The sequence below is a fragment of the Streptomyces sp. ISL-10 genome (assembly GCF_018614575.1).
Classification (GTDB): domain Bacteria; phylum Actinomycetota; class Actinomycetes; order Streptomycetales; family Streptomycetaceae; genus Streptomyces.
This window is the reverse complement of sequence record NZ_JAGGOJ010000008.1, coordinates 187767-214125: the sequence shown is the minus strand read 5'-3', so window position 1 is coordinate 214125 and position 26359 is coordinate 187767. Positions and strand designations below refer to the sequence as shown.

General features: G+C 69.4%; 26 protein-coding genes. 12 read left to right on the top strand and 14 right to left on the bottom strand.

Going from position 1 to position 26359, the window contains the following annotated elements; translation table 11 throughout:
• Positions 1-85: 85 nt before the first annotated feature.
• On the top strand, positions 86-1915 hold the full coding sequence (locus J7E88_RS09815; protein ID WP_308307444.1) for a thiamine pyrophosphate-requiring protein: 1830 nt from the start codon (positions 86-88) through the stop codon (positions 1913-1915).
• 118 nt (positions 1916-2033) lie between these two features.
• Here the strand turns inward: J7E88_RS09815 and grpE are convergent, their stop codons facing one another.
• Both grpE and dnaK read right to left on the bottom strand, forming a co-directional pair.
• On the bottom strand, positions 2034-2678 hold the full coding sequence (gene grpE, locus J7E88_RS09810) for a nucleotide exchange factor GrpE (protein ID WP_215179290.1): 645 nt from the start codon (positions 2676-2678) through the stop codon (positions 2034-2036).
• On the bottom strand, positions 2675-4555 hold the full coding sequence (gene dnaK, locus J7E88_RS09805) for a molecular chaperone DnaK (protein ID WP_215179288.1): 1881 nt from the start codon (positions 4553-4555) through the stop codon (positions 2675-2677). Before dnaK ends, grpE begins: the two co-directional genes overlap by 4 nt.
• Before the next feature lie 169 nt (positions 4556-4724).
• Between dnaK and J7E88_RS09800 the strand changes: the two genes are divergently transcribed.
• Both J7E88_RS09800 and J7E88_RS09795 read left to right on the top strand, forming a co-directional pair.
• A complete protein-coding gene (locus J7E88_RS09800) occupies positions 4725-5159 on the top strand; it encodes a CBS domain-containing protein (protein WP_215179286.1) in 435 nt (144 codons plus the stop codon).
• 359 nt (positions 5160-5518) lie between these two features.
• Positions 5519-6253 (top strand): hypothetical protein, encoded by a 735-nt coding sequence (locus J7E88_RS09795; protein ID WP_215179284.1) that lies wholly within the window; start codon positions 5519-5521, stop codon positions 6251-6253.
• A gap of 91 nt (positions 6254-6344) precedes the next feature.
• Here the strand turns inward: J7E88_RS09795 and J7E88_RS09790 are convergent, their stop codons facing one another.
• Both J7E88_RS09790 and J7E88_RS09785 read right to left on the bottom strand, forming a co-directional pair.
• Positions 6345-7190, bottom strand: coding sequence for an SMP-30/gluconolactonase/LRE family protein (locus J7E88_RS09790; RefSeq protein WP_215179282.1), 846 nt, complete (start codon positions 7188-7190; stop codon positions 6345-6347).
• Positions 7187-7957: an IclR family transcriptional regulator gene (locus J7E88_RS09785; RefSeq protein ID WP_215179280.1), complete on the bottom strand. Its 771-nt coding sequence runs from the start codon at positions 7955-7957 to the stop codon at positions 7187-7189. Before J7E88_RS09785 ends, J7E88_RS09790 begins: the two co-directional genes overlap by 4 nt.
• Before the next feature lie 203 nt (positions 7958-8160).
• Between J7E88_RS09785 and J7E88_RS09780 the strand changes: the two genes are divergently transcribed.
• The 9 genes from J7E88_RS09780 to J7E88_RS09740 all read left to right on the top strand — a co-directional run bounded on the left by J7E88_RS09780 (position 8161) and on the right by J7E88_RS09740 (position 16374).
• Entirely contained in the window at positions 8161-9315 is a 1155-nt protein-coding gene (locus J7E88_RS09780) for a mandelate racemase/muconate lactonizing enzyme family protein (protein ID WP_215179278.1), read from the top strand.
• Positions 9291-10358, top strand: coding sequence for a zinc-binding dehydrogenase (locus J7E88_RS09775; protein WP_215179277.1), 1068 nt, complete (start codon positions 9291-9293; stop codon positions 10356-10358). The genes J7E88_RS09780 and J7E88_RS09775 overlap by 25 nt, the downstream gene beginning before the upstream one ends.
• Positions 10359-10453: 95 nt before the next feature.
• Positions 10454-11422 carry a hypothetical protein gene (locus J7E88_RS09770; protein ID WP_215179276.1) on the top strand — a complete coding sequence of 323 codons (969 nt, stop codon included), beginning with the start codon at positions 10454-10456 and terminating at the stop codon, positions 11420-11422.
• Positions 11423-11426: 4 nt separating this feature from the next.
• Positions 11427-12569 (top strand): multiple monosaccharide ABC transporter substrate-binding protein, encoded by a 1143-nt coding sequence (chvE, locus tag J7E88_RS09765; protein ID WP_215179275.1) that lies wholly within the window; start codon positions 11427-11429, stop codon positions 12567-12569.
• Complete coding sequence (mmsA, locus tag J7E88_RS09760; protein WP_215179274.1) at positions 12566-14122, top strand: multiple monosaccharide ABC transporter ATP-binding protein; 1557 nt, start codon at positions 12566-12568, stop codon at positions 14120-14122. The genes chvE and mmsA overlap by 4 nt, the downstream gene beginning before the upstream one ends.
• 9 nt (positions 14123-14131) lie before the next feature.
• The gene (gene mmsB / locus J7E88_RS09755; protein ID WP_285427522.1) at positions 14132-15361 is read left to right on the top strand and encodes a multiple monosaccharide ABC transporter permease; all 1230 of its coding nucleotides are present in this window, start codon (positions 14132-14134) and stop codon (positions 15359-15361) included.
• Between the two features lie 42 nt (positions 15362-15403).
• Positions 15404-15529 (top strand): twin-arginine translocation signal domain-containing protein, encoded by a 126-nt coding sequence (locus J7E88_RS37000; protein ID WP_215179273.1) that lies wholly within the window; start codon positions 15404-15406, stop codon positions 15527-15529.
• A gap of 393 nt (positions 15530-15922) precedes the next feature.
• Complete coding sequence (locus J7E88_RS09745; RefSeq protein ID WP_215179271.1) at positions 15923-16081, top strand: hypothetical protein; 159 nt, start codon at positions 15923-15925, stop codon at positions 16079-16081.
• On the top strand, positions 16078-16374 hold the full coding sequence (locus J7E88_RS09740) for a TipAS antibiotic-recognition domain-containing protein (protein WP_215179269.1): 297 nt from the start codon (positions 16078-16080) through the stop codon (positions 16372-16374). The genes J7E88_RS09745 and J7E88_RS09740 overlap by 4 nt, the downstream gene beginning before the upstream one ends.
• A 327-nt stretch (positions 16375-16701) precedes the next feature.
• Here J7E88_RS09740 and J7E88_RS09735 read toward each other — a convergent pair whose 3' ends face one another.
• The 10 genes from J7E88_RS09735 to J7E88_RS09690 all read right to left on the bottom strand — a co-directional run bounded on the left by J7E88_RS09735 (position 16702) and on the right by J7E88_RS09690 (position 26311).
• Positions 16702-17733 (bottom strand): hypothetical protein, encoded by a 1032-nt coding sequence (locus J7E88_RS09735; protein WP_215179266.1) that lies wholly within the window; start codon positions 17731-17733, stop codon positions 16702-16704.
• 118 nt (positions 17734-17851) lie between these two features.
• Positions 17852-19039: an acetyl-CoA C-acetyltransferase gene (locus J7E88_RS09730; RefSeq protein ID WP_215179264.1), complete on the bottom strand. Its 1188-nt coding sequence runs from the start codon at positions 19037-19039 to the stop codon at positions 17852-17854.
• Positions 19040-19200: 161 nt separating this feature from the next.
• The gene (locus J7E88_RS09725) at positions 19201-19383 is read right to left on the bottom strand and encodes a rubredoxin (protein ID WP_251022369.1); all 183 of its coding nucleotides are present in this window, start codon (positions 19381-19383) and stop codon (positions 19201-19203) included.
• The gene (locus J7E88_RS09720) at positions 19380-20252 is read right to left on the bottom strand and encodes an alpha/beta fold hydrolase (RefSeq protein ID WP_215179262.1); all 873 of its coding nucleotides are present in this window, start codon (positions 20250-20252) and stop codon (positions 19380-19382) included. The genes J7E88_RS09725 and J7E88_RS09720 overlap by 4 nt, the downstream gene beginning before the upstream one ends.
• Entirely contained in the window at positions 20249-21352 is a 1104-nt protein-coding gene (locus J7E88_RS09715) for a fatty acid desaturase (RefSeq protein WP_215179261.1), read from the bottom strand. Before J7E88_RS09715 ends, J7E88_RS09720 begins: the two co-directional genes overlap by 4 nt.
• A gap of 55 nt (positions 21353-21407) precedes the next feature.
• A complete protein-coding gene (locus J7E88_RS09710) occupies positions 21408-21698 on the bottom strand; it encodes an acyl carrier protein (protein WP_215179260.1) in 291 nt (96 codons plus the stop codon).
• Between the two features lie 43 nt (positions 21699-21741).
• On the bottom strand, positions 21742-22704 hold the full coding sequence (locus tag J7E88_RS09705) for an acyl-CoA desaturase (protein ID WP_215179259.1): 963 nt from the start codon (positions 22702-22704) through the stop codon (positions 21742-21744).
• Between the two features lie 3 nt (positions 22705-22707).
• Entirely contained in the window at positions 22708-23679 is a 972-nt protein-coding gene (locus tag J7E88_RS09700; protein WP_215179258.1) for a fatty acid desaturase, read from the bottom strand.
• Positions 23676-25466, bottom strand: coding sequence for a fatty acyl-AMP ligase (locus tag J7E88_RS09695; protein WP_308307443.1), 1791 nt, complete (start codon positions 25464-25466; stop codon positions 23676-23678). The genes J7E88_RS09700 and J7E88_RS09695 overlap by 4 nt, the downstream gene beginning before the upstream one ends.
• Before the next feature lie 47 nt (positions 25467-25513).
• A complete protein-coding gene (locus tag J7E88_RS09690; RefSeq protein ID WP_251022368.1) occupies positions 25514-26311 on the bottom strand; it encodes a thioesterase family protein in 798 nt (265 codons plus the stop codon).
• Positions 26312-26359 lie beyond the last annotated feature (48 nt).

Genomic DNA, 26359 nt, shown 5'->3' with positions numbered 1-26359 from the left:
AGTGGTACCCGAGGCGCGTCCGGCGCGGACGCGACGCGCACGACCGAGGAACAAGCCCACCCGCAGCGGCGAGAAAGGCACCGACGTGACCACCAAGGTCTCCGACCACATCCTGCAGAGGCTGCGCGCATGGGACGTGACCCACGTCTTCGCGTACGCCGGTGACGGCATCAACGGCCTGCTCGCCGCCTGGGGCCGCGCGGACAACAACCCCCGGTTCATCCAGTCACGCCACGAGGAGATGTCCGCCCTCCAGGCCGTCGGGTACGCGAAGTTCTCCGGCAGGGTCGGCGTCTGTGCGGCGACCTCCGGCCCGGGCCCGATCCATCTGCTCAACGGGCTCTACGACGCCAAGCTCGACCATGTGCCGGTGGTCGCGATCGTCGGGCAGACCGACCGCAGCGCCATGGGCGGCTCCTACCAGCAGGAGGTCGATCTGGCCGGCCTGTACAAGGACGTCGCGTCCGACTTCTGCGAGACGGTCACCGTGCCGGAGCAGCTGCCCAATGTCATCGACCGGGCCATCCGCACGGCCTACGCCCGGCGCACCGTGACCGCGGTCATCGTGCCCGCCGACGTGCAGCAGCTCGACCACACCCCGCCGGGGCACGCCTTCAAGACGGTCCCCTCCAGCATGGGCATCGGCCGCTACGCGCCCGTACCGGTGGACGAGGACCTCGAGCGGGCGGCGGAGGTCCTCAACTCCGGTGAGAAGGTGGCCGTTCTCATCGGCCAGGGTGCGCGTGCGGCGCGCGCCGAGGTGGAGCGGCTGGCCGACGTGCTCGGCGCGGGGGTCGCCAAGGCGCTGCTCGGCAAGGACGCCCTGCCCGACGACCTGCCGTACGTCACCGGTGCGATCGGGCTGCTCGGCACCCGCCCGTCCTACGAGCTGATGCGGGACTGCGACACGCTGCTGATGATCGGATCCAGCTTTCCCTACACGCAGTTCATGCCCGAGCTGGACCAGGCGCGTGCGGTGCAGATCGACATCGACCCCCACATGATCGGGCTGCGCTACCCGTTCGAGGTGAACCTCGTCGGCGACGCACGCGAGACGCTGCGGCGACTGCTGCCCCGTCTGCACCGCAAGGAAAGCCGCGCGTGGCGGGACGAGGTCGAGATGAACGTCGCCCGCTGGTGGGAGGTCATGCAGCGCAGGGCGGCCGTCGACGCCGACCCGGTCAACCCCGAATACGTGGTGCACGCCCTGGACGGGCTGCTGCCCGACGACGCCATTGTCACCGCGGACTCGGGTTCCGCCGCCAACTGGTACGCGCGCCATCTGCGGCTGCGCGGCCGGATGCGCGGATCCCTGTCCGGCACGCTCGCCACCATGGGACCGGGTGTCCCGTACGCGATCGGCGCGAAGTTCGCCCATCCGGACCGCCCGGCGATCGCGCTGGTCGGCGACGGGGCGATGCAGATGAACGGCATGATGGAGATGGTCACCGCGGCCAAGTACCGGCACGCGTGGTCGGATCCGCGGCTGGTCGTGGCCGTTCTCAACAACCAGGATCTCAATCAGGTGACCTGGGAGATGCGGGCCATGTCCGGGGCGCCGCAGTTCGAGGAGTCCCAGCACATCCCCGACCTGCCCTACGCCGAGATCGCGCGGCGCATCGGCCTCGACGGCGTACGGGTCGAGAAGCCCGAGCAGGTCGAGGGGGCGTGGCAGCAGGCCCTCGCCGCCGACCGGCCGTTCGTCATCGACTTCCTCACCGACCCTGCCGTACCGCCCGTCCCGCCACACGCCTCGCTCGACCAGATCGAGGCCGCCGCGTCGGCGATCCTGCACGGCGACAGCGACCGCGCCGCCGTGCTCAGGCAGGGTTTCAAGGCCAAGGTGCAGGAACTGTTGCCTGGTACGAGGCACCGGGCGGACCGGCCCGGCACCCGGGGCGACGGAAGCCGGTGAAAGCACCGGCTTCCGTCGCACGCCCCCCGGGGGAAGGCGGCCTCCGGCCGAGCCCACCCCCACGGCTCCGCCGACACCCGCGCCTCCGGACCGCGCACTCGTGCTCTTCTCGGTGGCGTCACCCGACGGCCCCGGCCCTCTCCTCGCCCGCGGGCGGGCCGGTGACGGACACCTGGGCCGGGCGCAGGAGCTGGTCACCGACCCGGTAGCCGTGGCGCAGCACCGCCGTGCAGACGGCCTGAGCCGCGTCATCGGACGGGGTGTATGTGAGCGCTTCGTGCGCCCTGGGGTCGAAGGGCTCCCCCACCGCGCCGATCGTCCGCAGGCCCAGCCCGGCCAACCGGTCGCCGAGCAGGTCGGCAACCGCTTCCGCACCGTCGCCGTCCCGCTGCCCGCGTGCCGCTTCGACGGCGTCGAGCACCGGGAGCAGGGCAGCGAGGACATTGGCCACGGCTATCTCCCGTATCGCCAGCCGGTCGCGCTGCACCCGCTTGCGATAGTTGTCGTATTCCGCCTTCACCCGCTGGAGATCGGCGGTCAACGCCGCGACCATGGCCCGCAACTGCGCGGCCTCCGTCGGGGAGCCGGCGTCGCTCTGCGGGTGCGGCTGTCCTGCCGCCGGACCGTGGGGAGCGGACTCGCCACGGTCCTCGGCTTGGGGGCGGCGCGACTGGAGGGTCAACGGGTTGATCCTGCGCCTGTCGTGGACGATCACCGGCGGCCGCCTGTCCGGGCCGGTCCCGAAGCGGGGCTCCCGGTTCATCCGGTGCCTCCCTTCGCCTCGTCGTCGACGATCTCCGCATCGACGACGTCGTCCTCCCCGCCCTGGGCGGACTCGGCTCCGGCCGTACCGGTGCCGGCCGCGCCCGCGCCGCCACCGTCGCCCTGTGCCTGTGCCTGTGCGTAGAGGGCGCTGCCGATCTTCTGCGCGACCGTGGTGGCCTTGTCGGTCGCCGTCCGGATCGCCGCGGTGTCCTCGCCCTTGAGCGATTCCTTGACGTCCGCCAGAGCGGCTTCCGTCTCGGACCGTACGTCCTCGGGGATCTTGTCGCGATTGTCCGTGAGGAGCTTCTCGGTCTGGTAGACGACGCTCTCGGCCTGGTTGCGGGTCTCGGCGGCCTCGCGGCGGCGGTGGTCCTCGTCCGCGTACTGCTCGGCATCGCGGACCATGCGGTCGATGTCCTGCTTGGGCAGCGAGGAGCCGCCGGTGACGGTCATCTTCTGTTCCCTGCCCGTGCCCAGGTCCTTCGCGGTCACGTGCATGATGCCGTTGGCGTCGATGTCGAAGGAGACCTCGATCTGCGGGACACCGCGCGGGGCCGGCGGCAGACCGGTCAGCTCGAACATCCCGAGCTTCTTGTTGTACGCCGCGATCTCGCGCTCGCCCTGGTAGACCTGGATCTGCACCGACGACTGGTTGTCCTCGGCCGTGGTGAAGATCTCGGACCGCTTGGTCGGGATCGTGGTGTTGCGCTCGATCAGCTTGGTCATGATGCCGCCCTTGGTCTCGATGCCCAGGGACAGCGGGGTCACGTCGAGGAGCAGGACGTCCTTGACCTCACCCTTGAGGACACCCGCCTGGAGCGAGGCGCCGATGGCGACGACCTCGTCCGGGTTCACCCCCTTGTGCGGGTCCTTTCCGGTCAGCTCCTTGACCAGGGCCGTCACCGCCGGCATGCGCGTCGAGCCGCCGACGAGGATCACATGGTGGATGTCCGAGAGTTTGATCCCGGCATCCTTGACCGCGTTGTGGAAGGGCCCCTTGCAGCGCTCCAGCAGATCCGCGGTCAGCTGCTGGAACTGGGCGCGTGTGAGCTTCTCGTCCAGGTGCAGCGGGCCCTCGGCGGAAGCCGTGATGTAGGGCAGGTTGATCGTCGTCTCGGTCGAGGACGACAGCTCGATCTTGGCCCGCTCGGCCGACTCACGGAGCCGTTGCAGCGCCATCTTGTCCTTGGACAGGTCCACGCCGTAGCCGTTCTTGAACTGCTTCACCAGGTGGTCGACGATCCGCTCGTCCCAGTCGTCGCCACCGAGGTGTGTGTCGCCGTTGGTGGCCTTCACCTCGACCAGGCCCTCTCCGATCTCCAACAGCGAGACGTCGAAGGTTCCGCCACCGAGGTCGAAGACGAGGATCGTCTGGTCGTTCTCCTTGTCCAGGCCGTAGGCGAGTGCGGCGGATGTCGGTTCGTTGATGATCCGCAGGACGTTCAGGCCCGCGATCTGCCCCGCCTCCTTCGTGGCGGTGCGCTGCGAGTCGTTGAAGTACGCCGGAACGGTGATCACCGCGTCGGTGACGTCCTCCCCGAGATACGCCTCGGCATCCCGCTTGAGCTTTTGCAGCACGCGTGCCGAGATCTCCTGGGCGGTGTACCGCTTGCCGTCGATGTCGCCGGACTGCGGGAAGCGCCAGTCGCTCTCGCCCATGTGCCGTTTGACGGACCTCGCGGTGCGTTCCACGTTGGTCACGGCCTGCCGCTTGGCCAGCTCACCGACCAGCACGTCGCCGTTCTTGGCGAACGCCACCACCGACGGGGTGGTCCTGGCACCCTCGGTGTTGGTGACGACCGTCGGCTCACCGCCTTCCAGCACGCAGACCACGGAATTCGTCGTTCCCAAGTCGATGCCCACTGCTCGTGTCATCGCAGCCTCCTCGGAGACCCAACCTGTCGGTGATTCCTGCGTAAGCCGCGAGCGAAGCCAAGTCAAGTGCGCCCCGGCGACCTCGGCAACGGGCTCGTCCAGCACGTGCGGGCCGGACATGGTGTCATCTAAGTATGGGCCCACCCCGCTGACAGAACCGGGAGGAATCATGGCCGACCAGCTGCGAGCCCGCGACATCATGACGGGCGGTGTGCAATGTGTAGGTGCACACGAATCGCTGCACAACGCGGCGAGGATGATGCGGGATCTGAACGTCGGATGCCTGCCCATCTGCGGTGACAACAACAGGCTCATCGGCCTGGTGACCGACCGCGACATCGTGGTCACATGCTGCGCCGAGGGAATCGACCCGGCGACCGTCCAGGCCGGATCGCTCGGCGGGACCCTGCACTGGATCGACGCCGCGGCGGACGTCAACGAGGTCCTGAACGTCATGGAGACGCATCACATCAAGCGCCTGCCGGTCATCGACGTCGCGGGCGGCCACCGTCTGGTGGGCATGATCTCGGAGCATGATGTCGCGAAGAATCTCAGCGACGAGCAGATCGCGGAGTTCGCGACCAACGTCTACGCGACCAGCTGAGTCACCGCTCCGCGCATTTCCCCACGACCGAAGCACGACACGTCGGACGGCGTCGACCCGGCGAACTCCCCTGCGTCGGGTCGATTCCGGCTGTCTCGGTCCACGCTTACGGGTGAAGGGAGAGTCATCTCGGCGCAGGCAGTGGTGCCACCGAGGGAGTGTGTGCAGCTCGTGTCGGCGGTGCGGAATCGGTGGTGAAGCGGGGTTCGGCGAGCCGCGATTGAGGCGGTGGTGCAGGTGTGCGGTCGCCCGGTGTGAGGTGTGATCCGGTCGCGGAGAGGTGACCGTCGCCGTGCATCGGCCGTACCCTGCATCACAACAACCGACCGCTCGCCCCCCGGCCCCTCAGGAGCGCACCCATGACAACAACGTCCGGCACGGACAGCATCGAAGCAACAACCGCGCTGCTCCAGGCGGAACTTCCTCGCCTCGAAGAGCATCAGCAGGCGCTCCAGAAGGAACTGGCCGTGGTGTCCGAGCGGGTGGAATCCGTGCGCAGCGCCCTGTCCGCGCTCAGCGCGCTGGCCGCCACCAGCCTGCCGCGGCCGCGTGCCGCCGAGCCGCAGGGCGATGCCCTGACGGTCGAGACCGCCGCGGCACCCGGCACTTCCGAGGTGCAGGAGCCCGCTCAGGCACCCGCGCCGGCGCCCGCCGAGGAATCCGCGCCGGTGGCCGGGTCCGCCGCTGCGGCCGTGCCGGACGCCGAGGTGGCACAGGGCACTCCGCCCAAGCCCCGCAAGGCGACTGGCCGTGCGAGGAAGAAGGCCGCGCCCAAGGCCGCCACCCCGCAGGCGTCCACGCGCCGCCCGGCCAAGAAGCGCTCCACGAAGACCGGGCAGAGCAAGCAGGCCGCCGCACCGCGTAAGAAGGCTGAGGCGGCCGTCCAGGACACGGGCGGTCTGACCGAGCAGGTCATCGCCGTCCTGTCCAAGCGGGCGGACACACCGCTGCGGGCCCGGGACGTTGCCGCAGCTCTCGGCCGGGACGAGAGCGCGGGTGCCATCAACACCGTGCGCAGCACACTCGATCGCCTTGTCGCCACCTCCCGTGCCCACCGGGCCGGCCGCGGCCTCTATCAGGCGCCCACCGGCTGACCGCCCCGCGGCGGCGGTGTACCGGCCGCGTACCCGCCGCCCACCGGCCCTGCGCCGCGGACACGTTCGGGGGGCCGCGTGTCCGCGACGCTCAGCCCCTGAACGCGGGCGGCGCCGTCCCCTCCCCCGCGTCCGGCACCACCAGCAGCGAACCCGAGAGCGGATGCGGGTGGCGGCCGAGACCGGTACGGGCCGTGGTGACGTACAGATCGCGCAGCCCGGGGCCGCCGAAGGCGCACGCGGTGGGACGGCGTACCGGCAGTGCGAGGGTGCGGTCCAGGCGCCCGTCGGGGGTGTATCTGCGCACCTGGCCGCCGTCCCAGAGCGCGACCCAGACGCAGCCGGCGGCATCGACGGTGAGACCGTCGGGGAAGCCGGCGCCCGGTTCGACGGTGGCGAACGCCCGCCGGTCGACGATGTGTTCGCCCGACATGCGGCAGACGTCGATCCGCCGGGTCGGGCTGTCGATGTAGTACATGAGGGTGCCGTCCGGGCTCCACCCGGTGCCATTGCTCACGGCCACGCCACCGAACACCTCGGTCACGGTCCCGTCGGGTGTCACGCGGGAGAGGCTTCCGCCGCCGGGCGCCTCGTCGTCACGCATGGTGCCCGCCCACAGCGCCCCGTCCGGGGCGACGGCCGCATCGTTGCCGCGCCGGCCGGGCAGCGGGTCGCGCAGCAGCCAGGTGAAGGCGCCGTCGGTGTCGTACAGGCCGATGCCGTCCCGGAGGTTGACCACCAGTCCCCCGCGGGCCCGCGGTTTCGCCGCCCCGACGTGCTGTCCGGTGCCCATCACCGTGCGGCGGCCGTTCGCCGGCTCGTAGGTGTGGATCCGGGAGGCCAGGATGTCCACCCAGATCAGCCGCCGGTTGGAGGCGTCCCAGGTGGGGCCTTCGCCGAGAGCGGCGCACTCCCGTACCGCGACGTCGACTCTCACCGCCCGCCCCGGTGGCCGAGGCGTACGGACAGGTCCCGGGCGCCCTTGGCGGCGAGCTCGGCGAGCTCGGCCTCGCGCTCCTCGCTCCACCGGATCATGGGGACGGAGATGGACAGGGCGGCGACGACCCGGCCCGCGCTGTCGCACACCGGTGCGGCGACACAACTGACGTCCGGGTTGGACTCGCGGTGCTCGACGGCGATGCCGCGTCCCCGGATCTCGGCGAGCGCCGCTCGCAGCTCGTCGGGATCGGTCAGGCTGTCCGGGGTCATCGCGACCAGGTCGCGGCCCGTGATGCGGGTGTCGAGCTCGTCGGCCGGGAGTGAGGCGAGCAGCATCTTGCCGACGGACGTGCAGTGTGCGGGGAGGCGGCGGCCGGCGGCGGAGACCATGCGGACGGCGTGGGTGGAGTCCACCTTGGCGATGTAGATGACGTCCGTGCCCTCGAGAATCGCGACGTGGACGGTCTCGTCGCAGGTCTCGGCGACCTCGCGGGCGACCCGTCCGCCCTCCGCCGCCAGGTCGAGCTGTTCGGCGTAACGACTGCCCAGCTGATAGGCACGTACGCCGAGGCGGTAGCGGCCGGGCTGCTCGGGCACGGTGGCGAGGTACGAGCGAGCGACGAGTGTGGTGAGCAGCTCGTGGACCGTGGTGCGGGGCAGTTGGAGCTTGCGCGTGACATCCGGTGCCGAGAGGGTTGCGTCGCCCTCGAGGAACAGCTCGAGTATGTCGAAGGCCCTCGTCACCGCGGGGACAAGACGTCCCATGGCGTCACCCACTCTCCGTTCGAAACTCCGACCATTGGCCGATATGACGAACGTAGGCTAGCCACAGCTTCGTTGACGAGGCAATGGCCCGGCCCGAGGCAGTCGCCTCGCAACCCATTGACACCCCACGGACATGCTGATTACGGTCACGCCACCATTTCGAACGCATGACGAAATATCGAACGACTCGAGGGGCAACCACCGTGCGCATCACGGGAATCAGCACTCATGTCGTCGGGACTCCCTGGCGCAACCTCACCTATGCACTGGTCCACACCGACGAGGGGCTCACCGGCGTCGGCGAGACCCGCATGCTCGGTCACACCGACGCGCTGATCGGGTACCTCCGCGAGGCGGAGGCGAACCACGTCGCCGGGTCCGACCCCTTCGCGGTCGAGGACCTCGTGCGGCGGATGAAGTACGGCGACTACGGCCGGGCGGGTGAAATCGTCATGTCCGGCGTCGCGGTGGTCGAGATGGCCTGCTGGGACATCAAGGGCAAGGCGCTGGGCGTGCCCATCTGGCAGTTGCTCGGCGGCAGGGTGACCGACCGGGTCAAGGCGTACGCCAACGGCTGGTACACCGCGGAGCGCACCCCCGAGGCGTATCACAAGGCCGCCGGCGAGGTCGTCGCACGCGGCTACCGCGCGCTGAAGATCGACCCGTTCGGCACGGGACACTTCGAGCTGGACCACGAACGGACGCGGTACGCCGTGTCGTTGATCGAGGCCGTGCGCGACGCCATCGGCCCGGACGTCGAGCTCATGCTGGAGATGCACGGCCGGTTCAGTCCGGCCACTGCGGTGCGGCTGGCCCGCGAGATGGCGCCCTTCCAGCCCGCCTGGCTGGAGGAGCCGGTGCCTCCGGAGAACCTCAAGGCGCTCGCCAAGGTCGCAAAGAAGGTGGACCTGCCGATCGCCACGGGTGAGCGGATCCACGACCGGATCGAATTCCGCGAGCTGTTCGAGTCGCAGGCGGCCGACATCATCCAGCCGGACCTCGGGCACATCGGCGGCATCCTGGAGACTCGCAAGCTGGCGGCGACCGCCGAGACGCACTGCATGCTGGTCGCTCCGCACAACGTGGGCGGCTCGGTGCTCACCGCCGCCTCGCTCCAGCTCGCCGCCTGCACCCCGAACTTCAAGGTCCTGGAGCACTTCAACGACTTCGCCGACGCGGACATCAAGAAGGTGGTCAAGGGCGCGCCGCAGGTCGACCCCGAGACCGGGTGCTTCGAGGTGTCGCACGCCCCGGGTCTGGGGGTCGAGCTGGATGTGGCCGCCGCAGCCGAATTCCCGCAGCAGAAGGCCCGCTTCGACCTCTGGGCCGAGGGATGGGAACAGAGGGCGCCGAGGTGAGCCGCAGTCTGGTCGTCGAGCGGCCCGGCACCCACCGCCTAGTGCACCGGGAGGTTCCGGTGCCGGGCCCCGGTGAGGTCCTGGTCCGCGTCGCCGCGGCCGGGATCTGCATGAGCGACCGCGAGGTGTACGACGGTCGCCGCGACGCGGCGTTCGTCCGCTACCCGGTGGTCCCCGGGCACGAGTGGTCCGGGACCGTGCAGGCGGTTGGCGAGGGCGTGGATCCCGCACTCACCGGACGCCCGGCCGTCGCCGAGGGGTTCAGGGCGTGCGGTGCCTGCGAACGCTGCCGGTGCGCTGAGACGAGCCTGTGCGACGGCGAGTACGCCGAGACGGGGTTCACCGAGCCGGGCGCGTTCGCCGACCATGTGGTGCTGCCGGCGCGGCTGCTGCATCCGCTGCGCGACGACGCGGATCTGAGGGCGGCCGCCCTGCTGGAGCCGGCCGCGGTGGTCGCCGCCGCGGTCCGGGCCGGGCGGCCTTGCCCCGGGGAGCGGATCGCCGTGGTCGGCGCGGGCACGCTCGGTCTGCTCGCGGTGCAGTTCCTCGCCGCGTCGTCGCCCGGCGAGCTGACCGTGATCGACCCGCGTACCGCACGCGGCGAGCAGGCGCTGCGATTCGGCGCGAGCCGGGCGCTGCACCCCGAAGAGGCCGCGTCCGTGTGCGGCCGCTTCGACCTGGTTGTGGAGACCGCCGGAGCACCGTCCGCGGCGGCCTCGTCCTGCCTGCTGGCCCGCAGGGGCGGCCGGGTGATGCTCACCGGGATGTTCACGCCGGGCGCGACCGGCATCGACCCGGTGCATCTGTCCCTGAGCCAGCTGGAGATCCGCAGCGTCTTCGGCGCGCCGTCGTCCGCCTGGTCGGACGCGGTGCGGGCCTTCGGTCTCGGGCTGATCGACCCGGCCGCGCTCATCACGCACGAGTACCCGCTGGAGCGGTTCGACGAGGCCATAGCCCTGGTCGGCGGCGGCGACCCGAAGACCGGAAAGGTGCTGCTGCGCCCGCAGCGCCTGCCCGGCCCGGAAATGCCGCGCCGGACGTGAGAGGCGGCTCGTTGGCCGGTCCCCGCTCCGTACGGCGCACGCCCGATCCGCTCTTCCTCCGGCACACCGACAACCACACATCGACAGGGAGTCCTGTGACCGCCCCCTCTCCACCCCGCCGCCCCGGTGGCGAAGCCCTCGCCCGAATCGGCCATCCCGTCCCCGCCGTCGACCCGGCCGACGCCTCACCGCACGCCTTCCCGGACGGCGGGACGTGGCGCACCGAGATCCCGTCGGTGGAGGGCCCAGAGGCCCTGGCCGTCGTCCTCAAGGAGAGCGCCCGCCTGGAGGTGCCCGTCCACCGCATCAGCCAGGGCAGCGGCGTGTGGATGCTCACCGACGACGAGATCACCGGCATGGTGGAGTCCTGCACCGAGCGCAGCATCGAGCTGTGCCTGTTCACCGGGCCGCGCGGCACCTGGGACATCGGTGCCGGCACCCGCACCGAGTCCGGCGGCGCGGGACTGCGCGCCCGCGGGCACGACGCGCTCGCCGGATGCGTCGAAGACGCCCTGCGGGCTGCCGGGTTGGGGGTGCGCTGTCTCCTCGTCGCGGACGAGGGCGTGCTGTGGACGCTGCACCGGCTGCGCGCCGCGGGCCGGCTGCCGGCGGACACCACTTTCAAGCTGTCCGCGCTGACGGGCCCGGTCAACCCGGCGTCGTACGCGGTGTACGAACGGCTCGGCGCGGACTCGCTCAATGTGCCGTCCGATCTGACCCTGGACCATCTGACCGAGATCCGCCGGGTCAGCCGCGCCCCGATGGACATGTACGTCGAGTCACCCGACGACCTGGGCGGCCACATCCGGATGTACGAGGCCGCCGAGCTCATCCGGCGCGGCGCCCCGATCTACCTCAAGTTCGGCCTGAGCCGGTCCCCCGGCATCTACCCCTACGGTGCCCAGCTGCGCGAGCACACCCTGGCCACCGCCCGTGAGCGGGTCCGGCGCGGCCGGCTCGTGCTCGACCTGCTGGCCAGGCTCGGCGCGGACGGCGGGATGTCCCCGCTGGGCGCCAGAGTGCCGGGCGACCTCCGCCGCTTCCCCGTCCCGGAAGGGGACTGATTCCATGACCCACCGCACCCGCACCCGTACACCCCTTCGCGGTCCGCGCGCCGCCGCCATTGCCGCGCTGGCCGCACTGCTCACCGTCTCGCTCACCGCGTGCGGCCAGGAGGCCAGGGGCGGCAGCCGCTACCGGCCCGACGACGGCAAGGGCGGCACGATCGGCCTGGCGATGCCGACCAAGTCCTCGGAGCGCTGGATCGCCGACGGACGGAACATGGCCGAGCAGTTCCAGAAGGCCGGCTACAAGACCGATCTGCAGTACGGCGACGACAAGGTCGAGAACCAGATCGCCCAGATCGAGAACATGATCACCAAGGGGCGCCGGCTCCTCGTGGTCGCCGCCATCGACGGCTCCGCGCTCACCGAGGTCCTCCAGCGCGCCCACGACGCGGGCATCCCCGTCATCTCCTACGACCGCCTCATCATGGGCACCGAGAACGTCGACTACTACGCGTCGTTCGACAACGAGCGGGTCGGCGAGCTCCAGGCCGGGTACATCGTCGACCGCCTGAACCTGGGCGAACCCGGCAAGGGCTCGAACGAGAGGCACACCATCGAGCTGTTCGCCGGCTCGCCCGACGACAACAACACCAAGTACTTCTGGAACGGCGCCATGAAGGTGCTCCGGCCGTACCTCGCGAGCGGACAGCTCGTCGTCCGCAGCAGACAGACGAAGATGAGCCAGGCCACCACACTGCGCTGGGACGGCGGCACCGCGCAGAAGCGGATGGACGACCTGATCAGCAAGAGTTACGCCGAGGAGCGCGTCGACGCGGTCCTGTCGCCCTACGACGGCATCTCGATCGGCATCATCTCCGCGCTCAAGAGCGCCGGTTACGGCACCAAGGACCAGCCGCTGCCGGTCGTCACAGGGCAGGACGCGGAGCTCGCCTCGGTGAAGTCCATCATCCGCGGCGAGCAGACGCAGACCGTCTTCAAGGACACCCGCAAGCTGGCCGCGCAGACCGTGCGCATGGGCGATGCGGTACTGAACGGCAAGAAGCCCCAGGTCAACAACACCTCCGACTACAACAACGGCAAGAAGACGGTGCCGTCCTACCTGCTGAAGCCGGTCAGCATCGACCGGACCAACACCTCACTCCTCGTCGACGAGGGGTACTTCACGGCGGGACAGCTCACATGACGCGGCCTGTGCTTCAGATGCGGAACATCACCAAGACGTTCCCCGGTGTCACGGCGCTCAGCGACGTGAACCTGTCCGTCCGGGCCGGGGAGATCCACGCCGTCTGCGGCGAGAACGGCGCCGGCAAGTCGACGCTGATGAAGGTGCTCAGCGGGGTGCACGAGCACGGCAGCTACGAGGGCGAGATCCACTTCGAGGGCGAGCCGGTGGCCTTCAAGGACATCCGTGCCAGCGAGCGGCGCGGCATCGTGATCATCCATCAGGAGCTTGCTCTCATCCCGTACCTGTCCATCGCCGAGAACATCTTCCTCGGCAACGAGCAGACCTCGCACGGCCTCATCGACTGGAACGCCACCCTCCACAGGGCGAGCAAGCTGCTGAAGCGCGTGGGACTGCACGAGAAGCCGCAGACGCCGGTCGCCGACCTCGGCGTGGGCAAGCAGCAGTTGGTGGAGATCGCCAAGGCCCTGGCCAAGGAGGTGAAGCTGCTCATCCTGGACGAGCCGACGGCCGCGCTCAACGACGAGGACAGCGGGAAGCTGCTCGATCTCATCCTGGAGCTGCGCGACCAGGGCATCGCCTGCATCATCATCTCCCACAAGCTGGGCGAGATCCGCACCATCGCCGACTCGGTGACGATCCTGCGCGACGGCAGGACGATCGAGACCCTCACCGTCCGTGAGAACCCCGGGTCCGAGCCGCAGCTGTCCGAGGACCGGATCATCCGCGGCATGGTCGGCCGCGATCTTGACCACCGTTTCCCCGACCGCACACCGTACGCGGGCGAGGACGCCGGCGAGATCGCGTTCGCCGTCGACGGCTGGAGCGTCCGGCATCCGGTCGACCATCACCGTACGGTCGTCGACGATGTGTCGCTGACCGTGCGCCGAGGCGAGATCGTCGGCATCGCGGGCCTGATGGGCGCGGGCCGCACCGAGCTCGCGATGTCCGTGTTCGGCCGCTCCTACGGCCGCTGCACGGGCGGAAAGGTCTCGGTGGGCGGGCGCGACGTCACCACCAGGACCGTGCCCCACGCCGTCGCCGCCGGGATCGCCTACGTCACCGAGGACCGCAAGCAGTACGGGCTGAACCTCATCGACAGCATCAACCGCAACATCTCCCTGGCCTCGCTGCCGAAAATGCGGCGCCGCGGTGTGGTCGACGAGCACCACGAGCGATCCGTCGCCGAGCGCTACCGGAAATCGATGAACATCAAGGCCCCCACGGTCTTCGAGCAGGTGGGGCGCCTTTCCGGCGGCAACCAGCAGAAAGTCGTGCTGAGCAAGTGGATCCATGCCGACCCCGAGGTGTTGATCCTCGACGAGCCGACCCGCGGGATCGATGTCGGTGCCAAGTACGAGATCTACACGGTCATCGACAAGCTCGCCGCCCAGGGCAAGGCGGTTCTGTTCATCTCCTCCGAACTTCCGGAGCTGCTGGGGATGTGCGACCGGATCTACACGATGGCCGAGGGGCGGCTGACCGGTGAGGTCACCCGCGCGGAGGCCACCCAGGAAGTGCTGATGCGTCACATGACCATGAACAGAAGCTGAGGCCCCGCCATGACCACCACGACCACTCCGCCCAAGGACGCGCCCGCCGCGCCGTCGGACCGGCCGACGGCCGGTGCGCTCCTCCTGCGTTCCATGCGTGCCAACATGCGCCAGTACGGCATGCTCATCGCGCTCGCCTTCATCGTCGTGCTCTTCCAGATCTGGACCGACGGCACCCTGCTGCTGCCGAACAACGTCTCCAACCTGATCCAGCAGAACGGCTACATCCTCATCCTGGCCATCGGCATGATGATCGTCATCATCTCGGGCCACATCGACCTGTCCGTCGGCTCACTGGTCGCCTTCGTCGGTGCCATCTCGGCGGTGATGATGGTCAAACACGACATGCCCTGGGTCCTGGCCCTGGTGCTGTCACTCCTGATCGGCGCGGTCGCGGGAGCCTGGCAGGGCTTCTTCATCGCGTACATCGGCATCCCGTCGTTCATCGTGACACTGGCCGGAATGCTGCTCTTCCGCGGTCTGACGCAGATCGTCCTGGAGGGCCAGTCCCTCGCGCCGTTCCCGGACGGCTTCCAGAACATCGCCAAGGGCTTCATCCCCGAGATGGGGCCCTACACCCAGTATCACAATCCGACGCTCTTCCTCGGTCTGGTGACCATCGTCCTCCTGCTGGTGCGCGAATGGCGGGACCGCAGGCGCCAGCTCGCCTACGAACTCGATGTGCTGCCGACGGGCCTGTGGGTGGCCAAGTGCGTGGCGATGACGGCCGCCGTGGTGGCCTTCACACTGACGCTCGCCAGCTTCCACGGCGTGCCTGTCGTCATGCTCATCATGTGCGCGCTGCTCATCGGGCTGGGCTATGTGATGCGCAACGCGGTCATCGGCCGGCACGTCTACGCGCTGGGCGGCAACAAGGCGGCCGCGAAGCTGTCGGGTGTCAAGGACAAGCGCGTCACCTTCCTCGTCTTCGTCAACATGGGTGTCCTCGCGGCGCTCGCGGGCTGTGTGTACGCCGCACGCCTGAACGCCGGTACCCCGCAGGCCGGCCTCAACTTCGAACTCGAGGCGATCGCCGCCTCGTTCATCGGCGGCGCCTCGATGAGCGGCGGTGTCGGCACGGTCATGGGCGCCGTGATCGGTGGCCTCGTGCTCGGCGTCCTCAACAACGGTATGTCCCTCGTCGGCATCGGCACGGACTACCAGCAGGTGATCAAGGGCCTCGTACTCCTCGCGGCGGTCGGTTTCGACGTGTGGAACAAGCGCAAGGTCGGCCGATAGCCCCTCCCTTCCCTTCTCTCCACCTCTTTCAGGAGTCTGGACATGGAAACGAGCCGGCGCACCGTGCTGACGGCGGCCGCGGCCGCGGGACTCACCGCGGCAGCAGCGGGTCCCGCGCACGCCTCCTCGTACGCCTCCTCGGGCACGGCGGGGGTCGTGGGCCCGTGAAGGAACCGTTCGGCAGGCTGCCCGACGGCACCAAGGTGCACCGCTGGACGCGGCCAGCGGCGGCACGCGCATGAAGGTGCTGCCGTGCGGCGGCATCGTGCAGTCCCTTCCGACACCGGACCGGTGGGTTGGTTGTTGTTCGTCAGGCTGGACAACCATGAGGGCCCTGGACGCCAGTCGCGGGGTCCCCGGGCCGTCAAGGGCCGGAACGGTGTGACCGAGGTCGGCCATGAGCCACACGTCGTCGCGGAACCGGTGTCGGGCCTGCGGAGCGTACGTCACCTAGGGAACGTCCCCGATTCCCGCACCGAGGTTGCGCGCCTGACCTCTTGAGCAGTGCCGGCCGTCGGGCCGGCCGCCCAAGTCGCATCGACCGCGCGCTACGGAGACTCTATGAACGCGATCGTTCAGGACCGGTACGGCTCGCCGGACGTGCTGGAGCTCGGGGAGGTCGACACGCCGGTGGTCGCCGACCATGAGGTGCTGGTACGGGTCCGCACGGCGGCCGTCAACGCGTGTGGGAGCAGTCCCAGCGAGCCATCTCGGGGATGACCGCCGAGGATATGGAACAGTGGCAGCGTGAGGTGACGGCGCAGATGATCCGCATGGCGGCGTTCATGGTGGCCGGCACACCCGTCGCCGATCCGGCGGTGCAGGCCGAGGTGGACGCCCACTACCAGGGCGTGTGCCGGTTCTGGACCCCGTGCGCGGCCGCGTACGAGGGACTGGGCCAGACCTACGTCCACGACCCTCAGTTCCGTACGAACTTCGACAGGATCACCGACGGACTGGCCGTCTACCAGCGCGACGCGATGGCCGTCTACGCCGACGCACGGCTGAGCTGACCGACGGCTCACACTGCCGGGGGGCTGCAGACCCCCGGTGGCAAGCCACCAGCGGATACCACCCGAACGACCAGACCACCACAGGCCACCAGGAACAGTGCCGAGAAGGATGCCCCAGCTCAGGAGGTTTTGTTCTGTACCCACACTCGTGAAAGCACGAGATCAGTGAGCGTTTTCCAACCTCAGCTTGTTCTTTAACCTGCCGGAAGGTGCGATCAGGCACGCGAGCAGATCGATTGTTGTCCCCGAAAACCATGTAGCCCGGAAGCCATCAAAACCGCGGGTCAGCGTCCCTCGCCGAGCTCTGCGTGGCCGAGCGCGGGCCGATCACCGCCGGCCGAGGCGGAACATGGGACGGCCCGACGTCCGGGGCGCCGCGCCCGCCAGCCATTCGCCACCGTCGGTGGCGTAGATGCCGGTGGTGGCGCAGGCCAGGGTGATCCGGTACGGCGTGGCATCGCCGCCCAGTTCCACATGGAATGAGGCGGTGGACCCGTCGGCGCTCGCCGTGGTGGCTTCCGTGTTGTACGGCAGTGGCGCCAGCTCCGTGTTCAGGCCGAACACCACACCGGTCACCGCGCGGTACGCCTCGTTCTCCCGGAACAGCTCCGCCAGCGCTGCCGCCGCCCCGGTCGAACCGCTCTCGACGGACTTCAGCCCGAGTACCTTGCCCGCTTCGATGGTGAGCACCATGGGATAGGAGACCAGCGGGGTCAGCCGTTCGTACAGGCGCTGCCGTCCGCGCGGAGCACCGCCGACCACGGGACGCCCCTTGACGGTGACCGTACCGGTCAGCGGTGTGCCCCCGGCGGTGGAGCGGACCGGCATCCGGCCGATCGGAGCCATCTGCACACCGCCCGCTTCCATGGCCCCGTCCGGGGCGGACTGCGGTGCGCCGTGCCCGTCCAGTGCCGCCACCGAGCCCGTGAGCGGTTCGTGCAGGGTCAGCCCGCCCGGGTTCCGCAACGCCGAGAGCAGCCGGCGGCCTTGGTGCGCCGTCGCGTCCGGACGGGTGCGCTCCATGGCCGTCAACAGGCGGCGCAGCCGTTCCTGGGCGAGTGGACCCTCGCAGAGCCGTGCGCCCACCACGACTCGGGACGGCCCGATGGCTTCGGGCGGGGCGGACAGCAGGTTGTCCCGGGTGGCGAGGACCAGTACGTCGGACTCCGCAGGCACCTCGGTGGCGAGCAGCGCGGCCAGCGAGGCGGACGGCTCCGCGGGGATCAGGGACGGCTCCACGCCGCCGGGGCCGCGCCCCGCGATCCGGACACTGCGGGCCAAGGGCTTTTCGGCGATGACGGTGAAGTGCTTGCCACCCACGGGGTACGGGGCCAGGACCTCGGGACGTACGACGATCACTGCTGGGCCTTCCACTGTCCGGGACAAGGGAGAGGAACGAGCGAGGGTGAATCGGCGGGCCGCTCTCCTCCGTAGGGCAGGGGGTCGCCATGCGGAAGAGAGCCGGGCCGACAGACGTTCAGGAAGCCGGCGAGTGGATCAGCAGCGCACTGCCCTGTCCGCCGCCACCGCACATCGAGGCGACCGCCGTACCGCCGCCCCGGCGCCGCAGCGCATGAGCGAGATGGAGCACCAGCCTGGCTCCGGACGCGGCCAGCGGGTGGCCCAGCGCGATCGCCCCGCCGTCGGCGTTGACGATGTCCTCGGGGAGTTCGAGCTTGGCCGTGGAGACGACGCCGACCGAGGCGAAGGCCTCGTTGATCTCCACAAGGTCGAGGTCGCCGACGCCGATGCCCTCCTTGGCGAGGGCGGCGCTGATGGCGTTGGCCGGCTGCTCGTGCAGGCTCGGGTCGGGGCCGGCGACCGTGCCGTGCGCGCCGACTTCGGCGATCCACTCCAGGCCGAGTTCCTCGGCCTTGCGCCTGCTGCACACCACGACCGCCGCCGCACCGTCGGACAGGGGCGACGAGGTGCCGGCGGTGATGGTGCCGGAGGGGCTGAAGGACGGGCGCAACTTGCCGAGGACCTCCTCCGTGGTGTCGGGACGCAGCGACTCGTCGTGCTCGAAGAGCACCGGATCGCCTTTCCGGCGCGGGACGGACACCGGAACGATCTCCTCGGCCAGGGCGCCCGCGTTCACCGCGGCGGCCGCCTTGCGGTGCGAGGCGGCGGCGAAGGCATCCTGCTCCTCGCGGGTGACGCCGTAGCGGGTGTTGTACCGGTCGGTCGCGCTGCCCATCACGACGTCGTCGAAGGAGCAGAACAGACCGTCCACCTCCATGCTGTCGGCCAGCGGCGTCTCGCCGTACTTGAAGCCGGCGCGTGCCTTCGGCAGGACGTGCGGGGCCTGCGTCATCGACTCCTGTCCGCCGGCGACGACGATGTCGAACTCACCGGCGCGGATGAGCTGATCGGCGAGGGCCACCGCCTCCAGCCCGGAGAGGCAGACCTTGTTGACGGTCAGTGCGGGCACTCCCATCGGGATGCCTGCCGCCACCGCCGCCTGCCGGGCGGGGTTCTGACCGGCGCCGGCGGTGATCACCTGGCCCATGATCGTGTACTGCACCTGGTCCGACCGCACACCCGACCGCTCCAGAGCCGCGCGGATCGCCACGGCGCCCAGCTGGGCTGCCGAGAAGTCCTTCAGGGAGCCGAGCAGCTTCCCCATGGGGGTCCTTGCTCCCCCCAGAATCACCGAACGTGCCATGTTTTCCTCCGAGTCGAGGGTTGTGGAGGCTGATTTCATCGACCTTGCCGAAGATACCCATCAGTAACGTCAGGGCCACGCCGTGTGAGCAAGGGCACGACGCCGAGTCACAGGAACCGAGCGGGCGAACCGGCCGGCAACGGGCACGGGGACGCGCCCGGTCACAGCTCCTCCATGACGAAGTCGGCCTTGGCCGCGCCACAGTCGGGGCACTCCCAGTCGTCGGGGATGTCCTCCCACCGGGTGCCGGGCGGGAATCCCTCCTCGGGAAGCCCCAGTTCCTCGTAGTAGACCCAGCCGCAGAGGAGACACATCCACGCCCGCTTGCCGGACCGGTCGCTCATACGATTCCTTCTCTGTCCCTGTTCATGTGCCTGGCGACGAACGCGGAGACGGTGGCGCTCACGTCCTTCGACATGAGGATGCCCATGTGCCCGGTCCCCGGCTTGCTCACCAGCGTTGCGTCCTTCAGTCCGGCGGCGATGGCGACCGCGTCGGAGTACGGCACCATCGGGTCGTCGGGGTCGTGCATGACCAGCACCGGCCGGTCGAATGAGGCGCCGAGCCCGACCACGTCCCAGTGGCTGACAGGCACGCCGTTGCGGCGGTGCAGCTCGCCGTGGATGCCTTCCACCACAGCGGGCGTCAACCGCAGGCCCGCACCGTCCCACCGGTCCAGGACCCCGCCCAGCGTGGCGGCCGGGGCAACGAGGACGGCGCAGTCGAGCGGCTTTCCAGTCCGCTCCACGGCCGCACCGATCGCCGCGACGCTGCCCAGCGAGTGCGCCACGACGACGCGTACGTCGCCGAGCGTGTCCAGTACGGCGCCGACGGCCCGGGTGTACTGCGTCATGGTCGCCTGGTCCCCGTCGCGCACCCCATGGGCGGGACCGTCGAAGGCCGCCACCCGGAAGCCGAGGTCGCGCAGCGGAGGGACGAGCGAATGCATGCTGCTGCTGTCCGCGGCCCAGCCGTGCACCAGCAGCGCGGTACCCTCGGCCGCGTCCTCGCCGCCGCCCCACAGAAATCCGCTCGGTACGTCGGCGTTGCCGGCGACGGTGAACCGGTCGGCCCCGAGGGGCAGCACGTTGTCCGGGTGCAGGCCGAGGGTGCGCGTGCTGCTGAACACATCGGTCGCCCACCGCACACCCGCTCTCGGGGCCAGGGCCCCGAGAGCGGTGTGGGCGAACCTGCGCAGCAGCCGTGCCGTCACCGGGTTCCCTCGGCGCCCACGGACGCGGGCGTCTCCGGTGTCACCTTGCTCCTGGCCAGGTCGGAGTAGAACCCGGACTCCGTGTCGTAGAAGTGCAGATGGCGCACGATGCGCCACATCTGCCCGAAGGTGAATCTGCGTTCTCGCACCAGGCCCGGATACTGCTGCTTGAGCATCTCCTGGGCCTTGGGCAAGTTGTAGTGCGGCACCACCGGGGCCACGTGATGCGCCGTATGGATCGAGATGTTGTGCGTGAGGAACAGCAGCCACCTGGGGTAGACGTAGTCCGTGGTGACCAGCAGCCGACTGGCGTTGCGCGTCCAGTGCTCGGCCGTCAGGTACGGCACGTCGCTGGCACTGTGGTGCATGAGCGTGGTCGCGCTGAACCAGGCGTGGGTGGCGAGCCAGGGCGCGACGAAGTAGAGCAGCAGCCCCTGGACACCGGCGAAGTACACCAGCGCCGCGCAGTACGGCACGGCAACGGCGGCGACGAACGCCATCGAGCGCCGCACCTCGCGCCGCTGGCCCGCCTTCGGGAAGAATCCGGGCCGGAACCCGGACTCCACCCAGTAGTTGATCGTGCCGCCCCAGAACGCCCAGGTGCGGGTCGAGATGTACACCGCCTTGCCCCACAGGGACATCCGGTCGAACATGCCCGCCGGAAGGGGGCGCCAGTCGGTGTCGAGTTCAAGATGGTTGGTACTGGTGTGATGCATATTGTGTACATGCCGCCAGGCGTGGAACGGATAGATCAGCGGCAGCAGTGAGATATGCCCGATCGCGTAATTGAGCTTGCGGGAACGTGAGAAGGAACCGTGCCCGCAGTCGTGCGCGATGCAGTGCAGTCCCCACCCGCCGAGGCCGGCCACGACCCACAGGGGTAACCAGAGCGCCCAGTGCGGAGCCCACGCCACGCCCACGATCGCGCCCGCGTACAGCAGCCAGCTGACGGTGAAGCCGACCATGCCACGGCCCACGCGCGGCTCGAAGTACTCCTTCGGTATCGCGCTCGCGAGGCGTTCGCCCTCGATCTGCTCCGCCTGGGCAAGAAACGTCTGGAAGTGTTCGTCCGGTGCCGAAGGGAAGTCGAATGCACCCATGTCGTCTCCTTTGTGACAACGGTCGATGCCAGTGGTCCAAGGAAGGCCCTAAGGCCTAGGGGGTGAGTCTGAGCTCCTTGGCCAGGTACTGGCTCAGGGCGTCGATGGACTGGTACTCGTAGAGCAGGCCGGGCGAGAGCCGGCGCTCGACGATCTTCTCGAGGGCCCCGGACACTTGAACCGCCACCCGTGAGTCGAGTCCGTAGGACTCGAACGTCTTCTGGGTGTCGATGGTGTCCCGCGGGATCTCGGCGTGGACCGCCAGATAGTCGGTGAGCCACTGCTTGAGTGACTCCTCCGTCAGGGGCCCCTGGGGCTGCGGAACCGCCTTCTTCCTCTTGAACACCTGCACGCTCCTGTCTCGTTGGTGCCGAGTGGGCGCGGCTTCCTCAAGCCGCCGCCCGTGCCTGTTCCTTGCGTTTGGCGATGGTCGTCTTGTCGGGTTCGCGCAGGCTCCACACGACGCGGAGTTTGCCGAGGCCTGCGAGCAGCCACCCGCTCAGGTCGGGCTCCCACCACCTGACGCCGTGCCGGTAGGAACCGGGGAAGGCGTGGTGGTTGTTCTGCAGCCCTTCACCGAAGGTGAGGATGGCGACCGGCCAGTTGTTGGCGCTGCGGTCCTCGTTGTCGAAGGGGCGTCCGCCGAAGGCGTGGCAGATCGATCCGACGCACCACGCCGCCTGGTTGGCGACGAAGATACGCGCCAGGCCGCCGAAGACGAGACCGGTCAGTGCGGACATCGCCGTCTGCTCGATCGCGAAACCGATGGCGGCCGGGATCAGCAGGCCGCTGATCACCCACAGTGGGTAGGTGCGGTGGTAGTACATCAGCCGCCGGCTGCGCAGCACGTCGGGGCCGAAGACGGTCCACTTGGTGGTCTCCGGGCTGAGCATCCACGGCATGTGCGCGTACCAGAGACCGCGCATGCGGGCTTTGAGGTCCCAGCCGTGCAGGTTGGGTGAGTGCGGGTCACCCTCCTGGTCGCTGAACCGGTGGTGCCTGCGGTGCGTGGTGACCCAGAACATCAGCGGGCCCTGGGCTCCCATGGAGCCCGTGATCATCATGATGCCCTCGAACGCGGCGGATGTCTTGAACGCCTTGTGAGCGAGATAGCGGTGGAATCCGACCGTGATGCCGAACATGTGGACGAAGTACATGACGCCGAACAGCCACAGGTCCGTCGCGGTGAACTGCCCGCTCCACAGGAAGTAGACCGCCGCCGCGGTGCCGATGAGCGGCAGCGTCATGGTGGTCAGCGCGGAGAACCGCTTGATCCGCAGGCTGACGGGGTCGAGTCTGACGACGGCGTTCGCGACGGCGCTGGGGGTGGTGGCCGAGATGGCCGATGACATCGCTCAGCTCCTCTTCTCTTCCGCAGGTATGCGCTGCTCATCGCCGCGCATCCGGTCGGGATAGCGCGCGTCGGAGACCAGACCGAGCACCTCCAGGGCCCGGATGACGGCGCCCGTCGGGTCGATCTGCCACAGTCCGTGCCGGTTGTGTGCCAGCGCGGGACGCGCATGGTGGTTGTTGTGCCAGGAGCCGCCCACCGACAGTGCAGCGAGCGGTGCAACGTTTCTGCTGTTGTCCCTTGTGCGATACGGACGGTTTCCCAGCGTGTGACCGAACGAGTTCACTCCCCAGGTCACATGGTCGAGGAGGAAGATCCGGGCCAGGCCACCCCAGAGGAGGCCGCCGACGGCGCCGCGCACGGTGCCGCCGCCGAGCAGCCAGCCGAGCATCGCGGGAAGCGCGAGTCCGGCCAGCACCCAGACGAGGTAGTACTGGTTGAGCCGCATGACCAGCCGGTCCCGCACGAGGTCCGGGGCGCGCTTGCTCCAGTTCTGGCGGCGCACGGTGAACAGCCAGCCGACATGGCCGTGCCAGAACCCGCGCAGCCGGGCGCCCAGCCCCGGACCGAGCGCCCGGGGCGAGTGCGGATCGCCGTCCCGGTCGGTGAAGGCGTGGTGCTGACGGTGGATCGCGACCCAGAACACGACCGGCCCCTGAGCAGCCATGCTGCCGGCGATTCCCCAGAAGGCGGTCATGGCCGGCCCGGCGGAGAAGGAGCGGTGGGAGAAGAACCGATGGAAGCCGCCCTCGACCCCCAACGAGGTGATCAGGTACATGACTACCAGTAACAGACCGTCGTACCAGGTGAAGCCGTACCGCAAGGAGAAGACGACGGCCGCCGCCATGCCGAGGGTGGGCACCACCACGGTGACCCAGGCGAGCCTGCGCGCGGCCAGGTCCACACCGCCCGCCGCCGCCTGCGCTGCGTCCTGGCCGGGCACCGCCCGGCCGGCTCCTGTGTCGGCGGCGCTCATGCGACGACCACCTGGTCGGCCACGGGGGCCGTCGGGAATGTCTTGAGAGTTCCCGAGAGGTAGGCGTCCCGTGTCGCTCTGCGCCGGATCTTGCCGCTGGTGGTCATCAGGACCGTGCCCGGCGGCCCGAAGTGGATGCCGGCCGGCCGGACGCCGTGGTCTGTCGTCACCGCCGCGGTCACCAGCTCCCTCAGCCCGCTCATTTCGGCCGCGAACTCGCGGCCCGTACCGCGGTACTCGGCGACGACCACGACCTCCTCCTCGTCGTGTGCCGTGCTGCGCACGGAGAACGCGGCCGATCTGCGCAGCGCCTCGTGTGACTGCAGGACCGACGTCTCGATGTCCTGGGGATGGAGATTGCGGCCACTGATGACGATCAGATCCTTCAGCCGTCCCGTGACGAACAGCTCCCCGTCGAGCAGGAAGCCGAGATCTCCGGTACGCAGGTATTCGGGGCCGTCCGTACGTCCTTGCGGGCGGGCGCCGAACGTACTCTTCGTCAGCTCCGGCCGGTTGAGGTAGCCGGTGGCCACGTTGGGTCCGGTGACCCACAGTTCACCCACACCGCCGGGCGAAACCGGGCGGCCGGACTCCGGGTCGACGACGATGACGTCGTGTCCGTCCGCGATCACGCCGCAGCTGACCACACCCACCGCCTTGTCGGCGTCCTGGCTGCCGGTCCTGCGCACCTCACCGCGCTCCAGCGCCTCCTTGCTCAGCCACTCGGTCCGGATCCCGGAGCTGCGCTCGGGCTTGCCGGACACGAACAGGGTGGCCTCTGCGAGCCCGTAACAGGGGATGACCGAGGCGACGTCGAAGCCGCACGCGGGTTCGAAGCGCGCCCGGAATCGCTCGAGGGTGGCACCGGACACCGGTTCGCTTCCGCAGAAGACCTGCCGCAGGGTGCTCAGGTCGAGTGCGGCGAGCTCGTCGTCGCCGATGGCCGTGGCACACAGGTCGAAGGCGAAGTTCGGTCCGACGGTGATGGTGACCTTGTGGTCGCTGATCGCCTTGAGCCAGCGGTACGGGTCCTGGACGAAATGAACCGGGGACATCATGACGAGGGGCCATCCCCCGTGCACCGCCAGCATGATGGTGCCCATCAGCCCCATGTCGTGGTACGGAGGCAGCCAGGAGCAGCCGATCCGGTCCTCCTCGAAGCCCATGTGGCCTTCGAGGACCCGGCAGTTGCTCACCAGGTTGTCATGGGTGAGGACGATTCCCTTGGGGTCCCCGGTGGAACCCGAGCTGTACTGCAGCAGGGCCGGATCGACAGCCCGTAACGGTACGCCGCCCTTGGGCCGGATCAGGTAGAACTCCTCCTCGGGGAAGATCCACTGCGGCCTCTCCGGAAAACCGGACAACTGCTCGTGGAATCGGTCCACCTGGCCGGAGAACCGCTCGTGGGTCAGAACGGCTCGGGGGGCGCAGTCCTCCACGATGGACAAGAAGCGTGCCACGGCGCGTCGTCCGAAGGGCGGGAAGGAAGGTACGGCGGTGCATCCGGCCCGGAGTATGCCGAACAGGCCCGCCACATAGTCGAGTCCGGGGTCGAGGGCCAGGACCACTCGCCCGCTGTCGAGGCCGCTGTCGTGCAGCCGGGCGGCGACCGCCTCGGCGCGGTCGGCGAGATCGCGGTAGGTCCAGTCGATGACGTGCTCGCTCGTTCCGTCGGGCAGGAATCGGAAGGCGAGCCGATCGGGCGTTTCCCGGGCCCGCTGGTCGAGGATGTGCACCAGCGATGCCCCGGAGGAGGGATTGGACGAGGAGAGATCCAACGGTTCCACAGCTAACGGCCTTTCAGGGTTAGTTCAGGAATCGTGCGCGCGTCACCTCAGCCCGCGCGGACCACCCGGAGCTGATGGGCGGTGCCCAGGTGTGCTCCGTCCGGACCCCAGGTGTCTATTTGCTCGTCGATCCAGCCACCGGCTGAGGCGGCGAGCGTCCTGGCCCGCAGGAGGATCCACGGGGAGGATGCGCCGGCCAGCCCCGCACCGGGCCTCACCGTCAGCTCGACGGTGGGCACCAGGACGAGCTGGGAGAGGACGGCCGTGTAGGAGGGAGCGAGCGCGTCCATGAGGAAGACGGAGCGGAGTACGTCCGGAGGATCGTCGTCCTCGAGGAGCCGTACCCACGCGATGAGTTCGGGCTCCGGTCCGCCGGCGTAGGGGCGCGCCGGCCCCACCGGCCGGATCTCCATGCTGGTGGAGATGGGCACGAACTCCGGTGGAATGGCGAACACTTCGCATTCCTGCGGCCGCGGGGCCGCGGGCGCGGTCGGCGCCACGGGCTGCCAGGCGGCCTCACCCGGCACGCCGTAGACCGCCGATGCCTCGATGTGCAGGCCTTTGTCGCTCCTCGCCGTGGCGGACACGGCGGCGGAGGTCCTGCCTGAGCGGATGAGGGAACTTGCGACAGTGAAGCCGGACTCGATCGGCCGGTCGAAGCGTCCGGTGATACTCCGCAGTTGAAGACCGGGCACATGCGACTGCGTCGCGGAGGCGAGCAGGGCGAGAGCAAGTCCGCCGTGAAATCCACCGAATCCCTGCAGATGGCCTTCCGCCTCGATCCACCCGCCGGCCGGCTTTCCCAGTAATGCTCCAGGTTCGCTTGCATCGTGGGTACTCAGCATGTACCCAACAGTAGCCTGTGCCGGGCTCATTCGGCAGGCATATCCACC

What these genes read in the sequence shown, in the direction of transcription:
- J7E88_RS09795 (WP_215179284.1), top strand. Translation starts at nt 5,519, where the DNA reads ATGACAACAACGTCCGGCACGGACAGCATCGAAGCAACAACCGCGCTG.
- J7E88_RS09800 (WP_215179286.1), top strand. Translation starts at nt 4,725, where the DNA reads ATGGCCGACCAGCTGCGAGCCCGCGACATCATGACGGGCGGTGTGCAA.
- J7E88_RS09700 (WP_215179258.1), bottom strand. Translation starts at nt 23,679, where the DNA reads ATGAGCGCCGCCGACACAGGAGCCGGCCGGGCGGTGCCCGGCCAGGAC.
- mmsA (WP_215179274.1), top strand. Translation starts at nt 12,566, where the DNA reads ATGACGCGGCCTGTGCTTCAGATGCGGAACATCACCAAGACGTTCCCC.
- J7E88_RS09690 (WP_251022368.1), bottom strand. Translation starts at nt 26,311, where the DNA reads ATGCTGAGTACCCACGATGCAAGCGAACCTGGAGCATTACTGGGAAAG.
- J7E88_RS37000 (WP_215179273.1), top strand. Translation starts at nt 15,404, where the DNA reads ATGGAAACGAGCCGGCGCACCGTGCTGACGGCGGCCGCGGCCGCGGGA.
- grpE (WP_215179290.1), bottom strand. Translation starts at nt 2,678, where the DNA reads ATGAACCGGGAGCCCCGCTTCGGGACCGGCCCGGACAGGCGGCCGCCG.
- mmsB (WP_285427522.1), top strand. Translation starts at nt 14,132, where the DNA reads ATGACCACCACGACCACTCCGCCCAAGGACGCGCCCGCCGCGCCGTCG.
- J7E88_RS09730 (WP_215179264.1), bottom strand. Translation starts at nt 19,039, where the DNA reads ATGGCACGTTCGGTGATTCTGGGGGGAGCAAGGACCCCCATGGGGAAG.
- chvE (WP_215179275.1), top strand. Translation starts at nt 11,427, where the DNA reads ATGACCCACCGCACCCGCACCCGTACACCCCTTCGCGGTCCGCGCGCC.
- J7E88_RS09785 (WP_215179280.1), bottom strand. Translation starts at nt 7,957, where the DNA reads ATGGGACGTCTTGTCCCCGCGGTGACGAGGGCCTTCGACATACTCGAG.
- J7E88_RS09715 (WP_215179261.1), bottom strand. Translation starts at nt 21,352, where the DNA reads ATGGGTGCATTCGACTTCCCTTCGGCACCGGACGAACACTTCCAGACG.
- J7E88_RS09740 (WP_215179269.1), top strand. Translation starts at nt 16,078, where the DNA reads ATGACCGCCGAGGATATGGAACAGTGGCAGCGTGAGGTGACGGCGCAG.
- J7E88_RS09745 (WP_215179271.1), top strand. Translation starts at nt 15,923, where the DNA reads ATGAACGCGATCGTTCAGGACCGGTACGGCTCGCCGGACGTGCTGGAG.
- J7E88_RS09775 (WP_215179277.1), top strand. Translation starts at nt 9,291, where the DNA reads ATGGGAACAGAGGGCGCCGAGGTGAGCCGCAGTCTGGTCGTCGAGCGG.
- J7E88_RS09705 (WP_215179259.1), bottom strand. Translation starts at nt 22,704, where the DNA reads ATGTCATCGGCCATCTCGGCCACCACCCCCAGCGCCGTCGCGAACGCC.
- J7E88_RS09725 (WP_251022369.1), bottom strand. Translation starts at nt 19,383, where the DNA reads ATGAGCGACCGGTCCGGCAAGCGGGCGTGGATGTGTCTCCTCTGCGGC.
- dnaK (WP_215179288.1), bottom strand. Translation starts at nt 4,555, where the DNA reads ATGACACGAGCAGTGGGCATCGACTTGGGAACGACGAATTCCGTGGTC.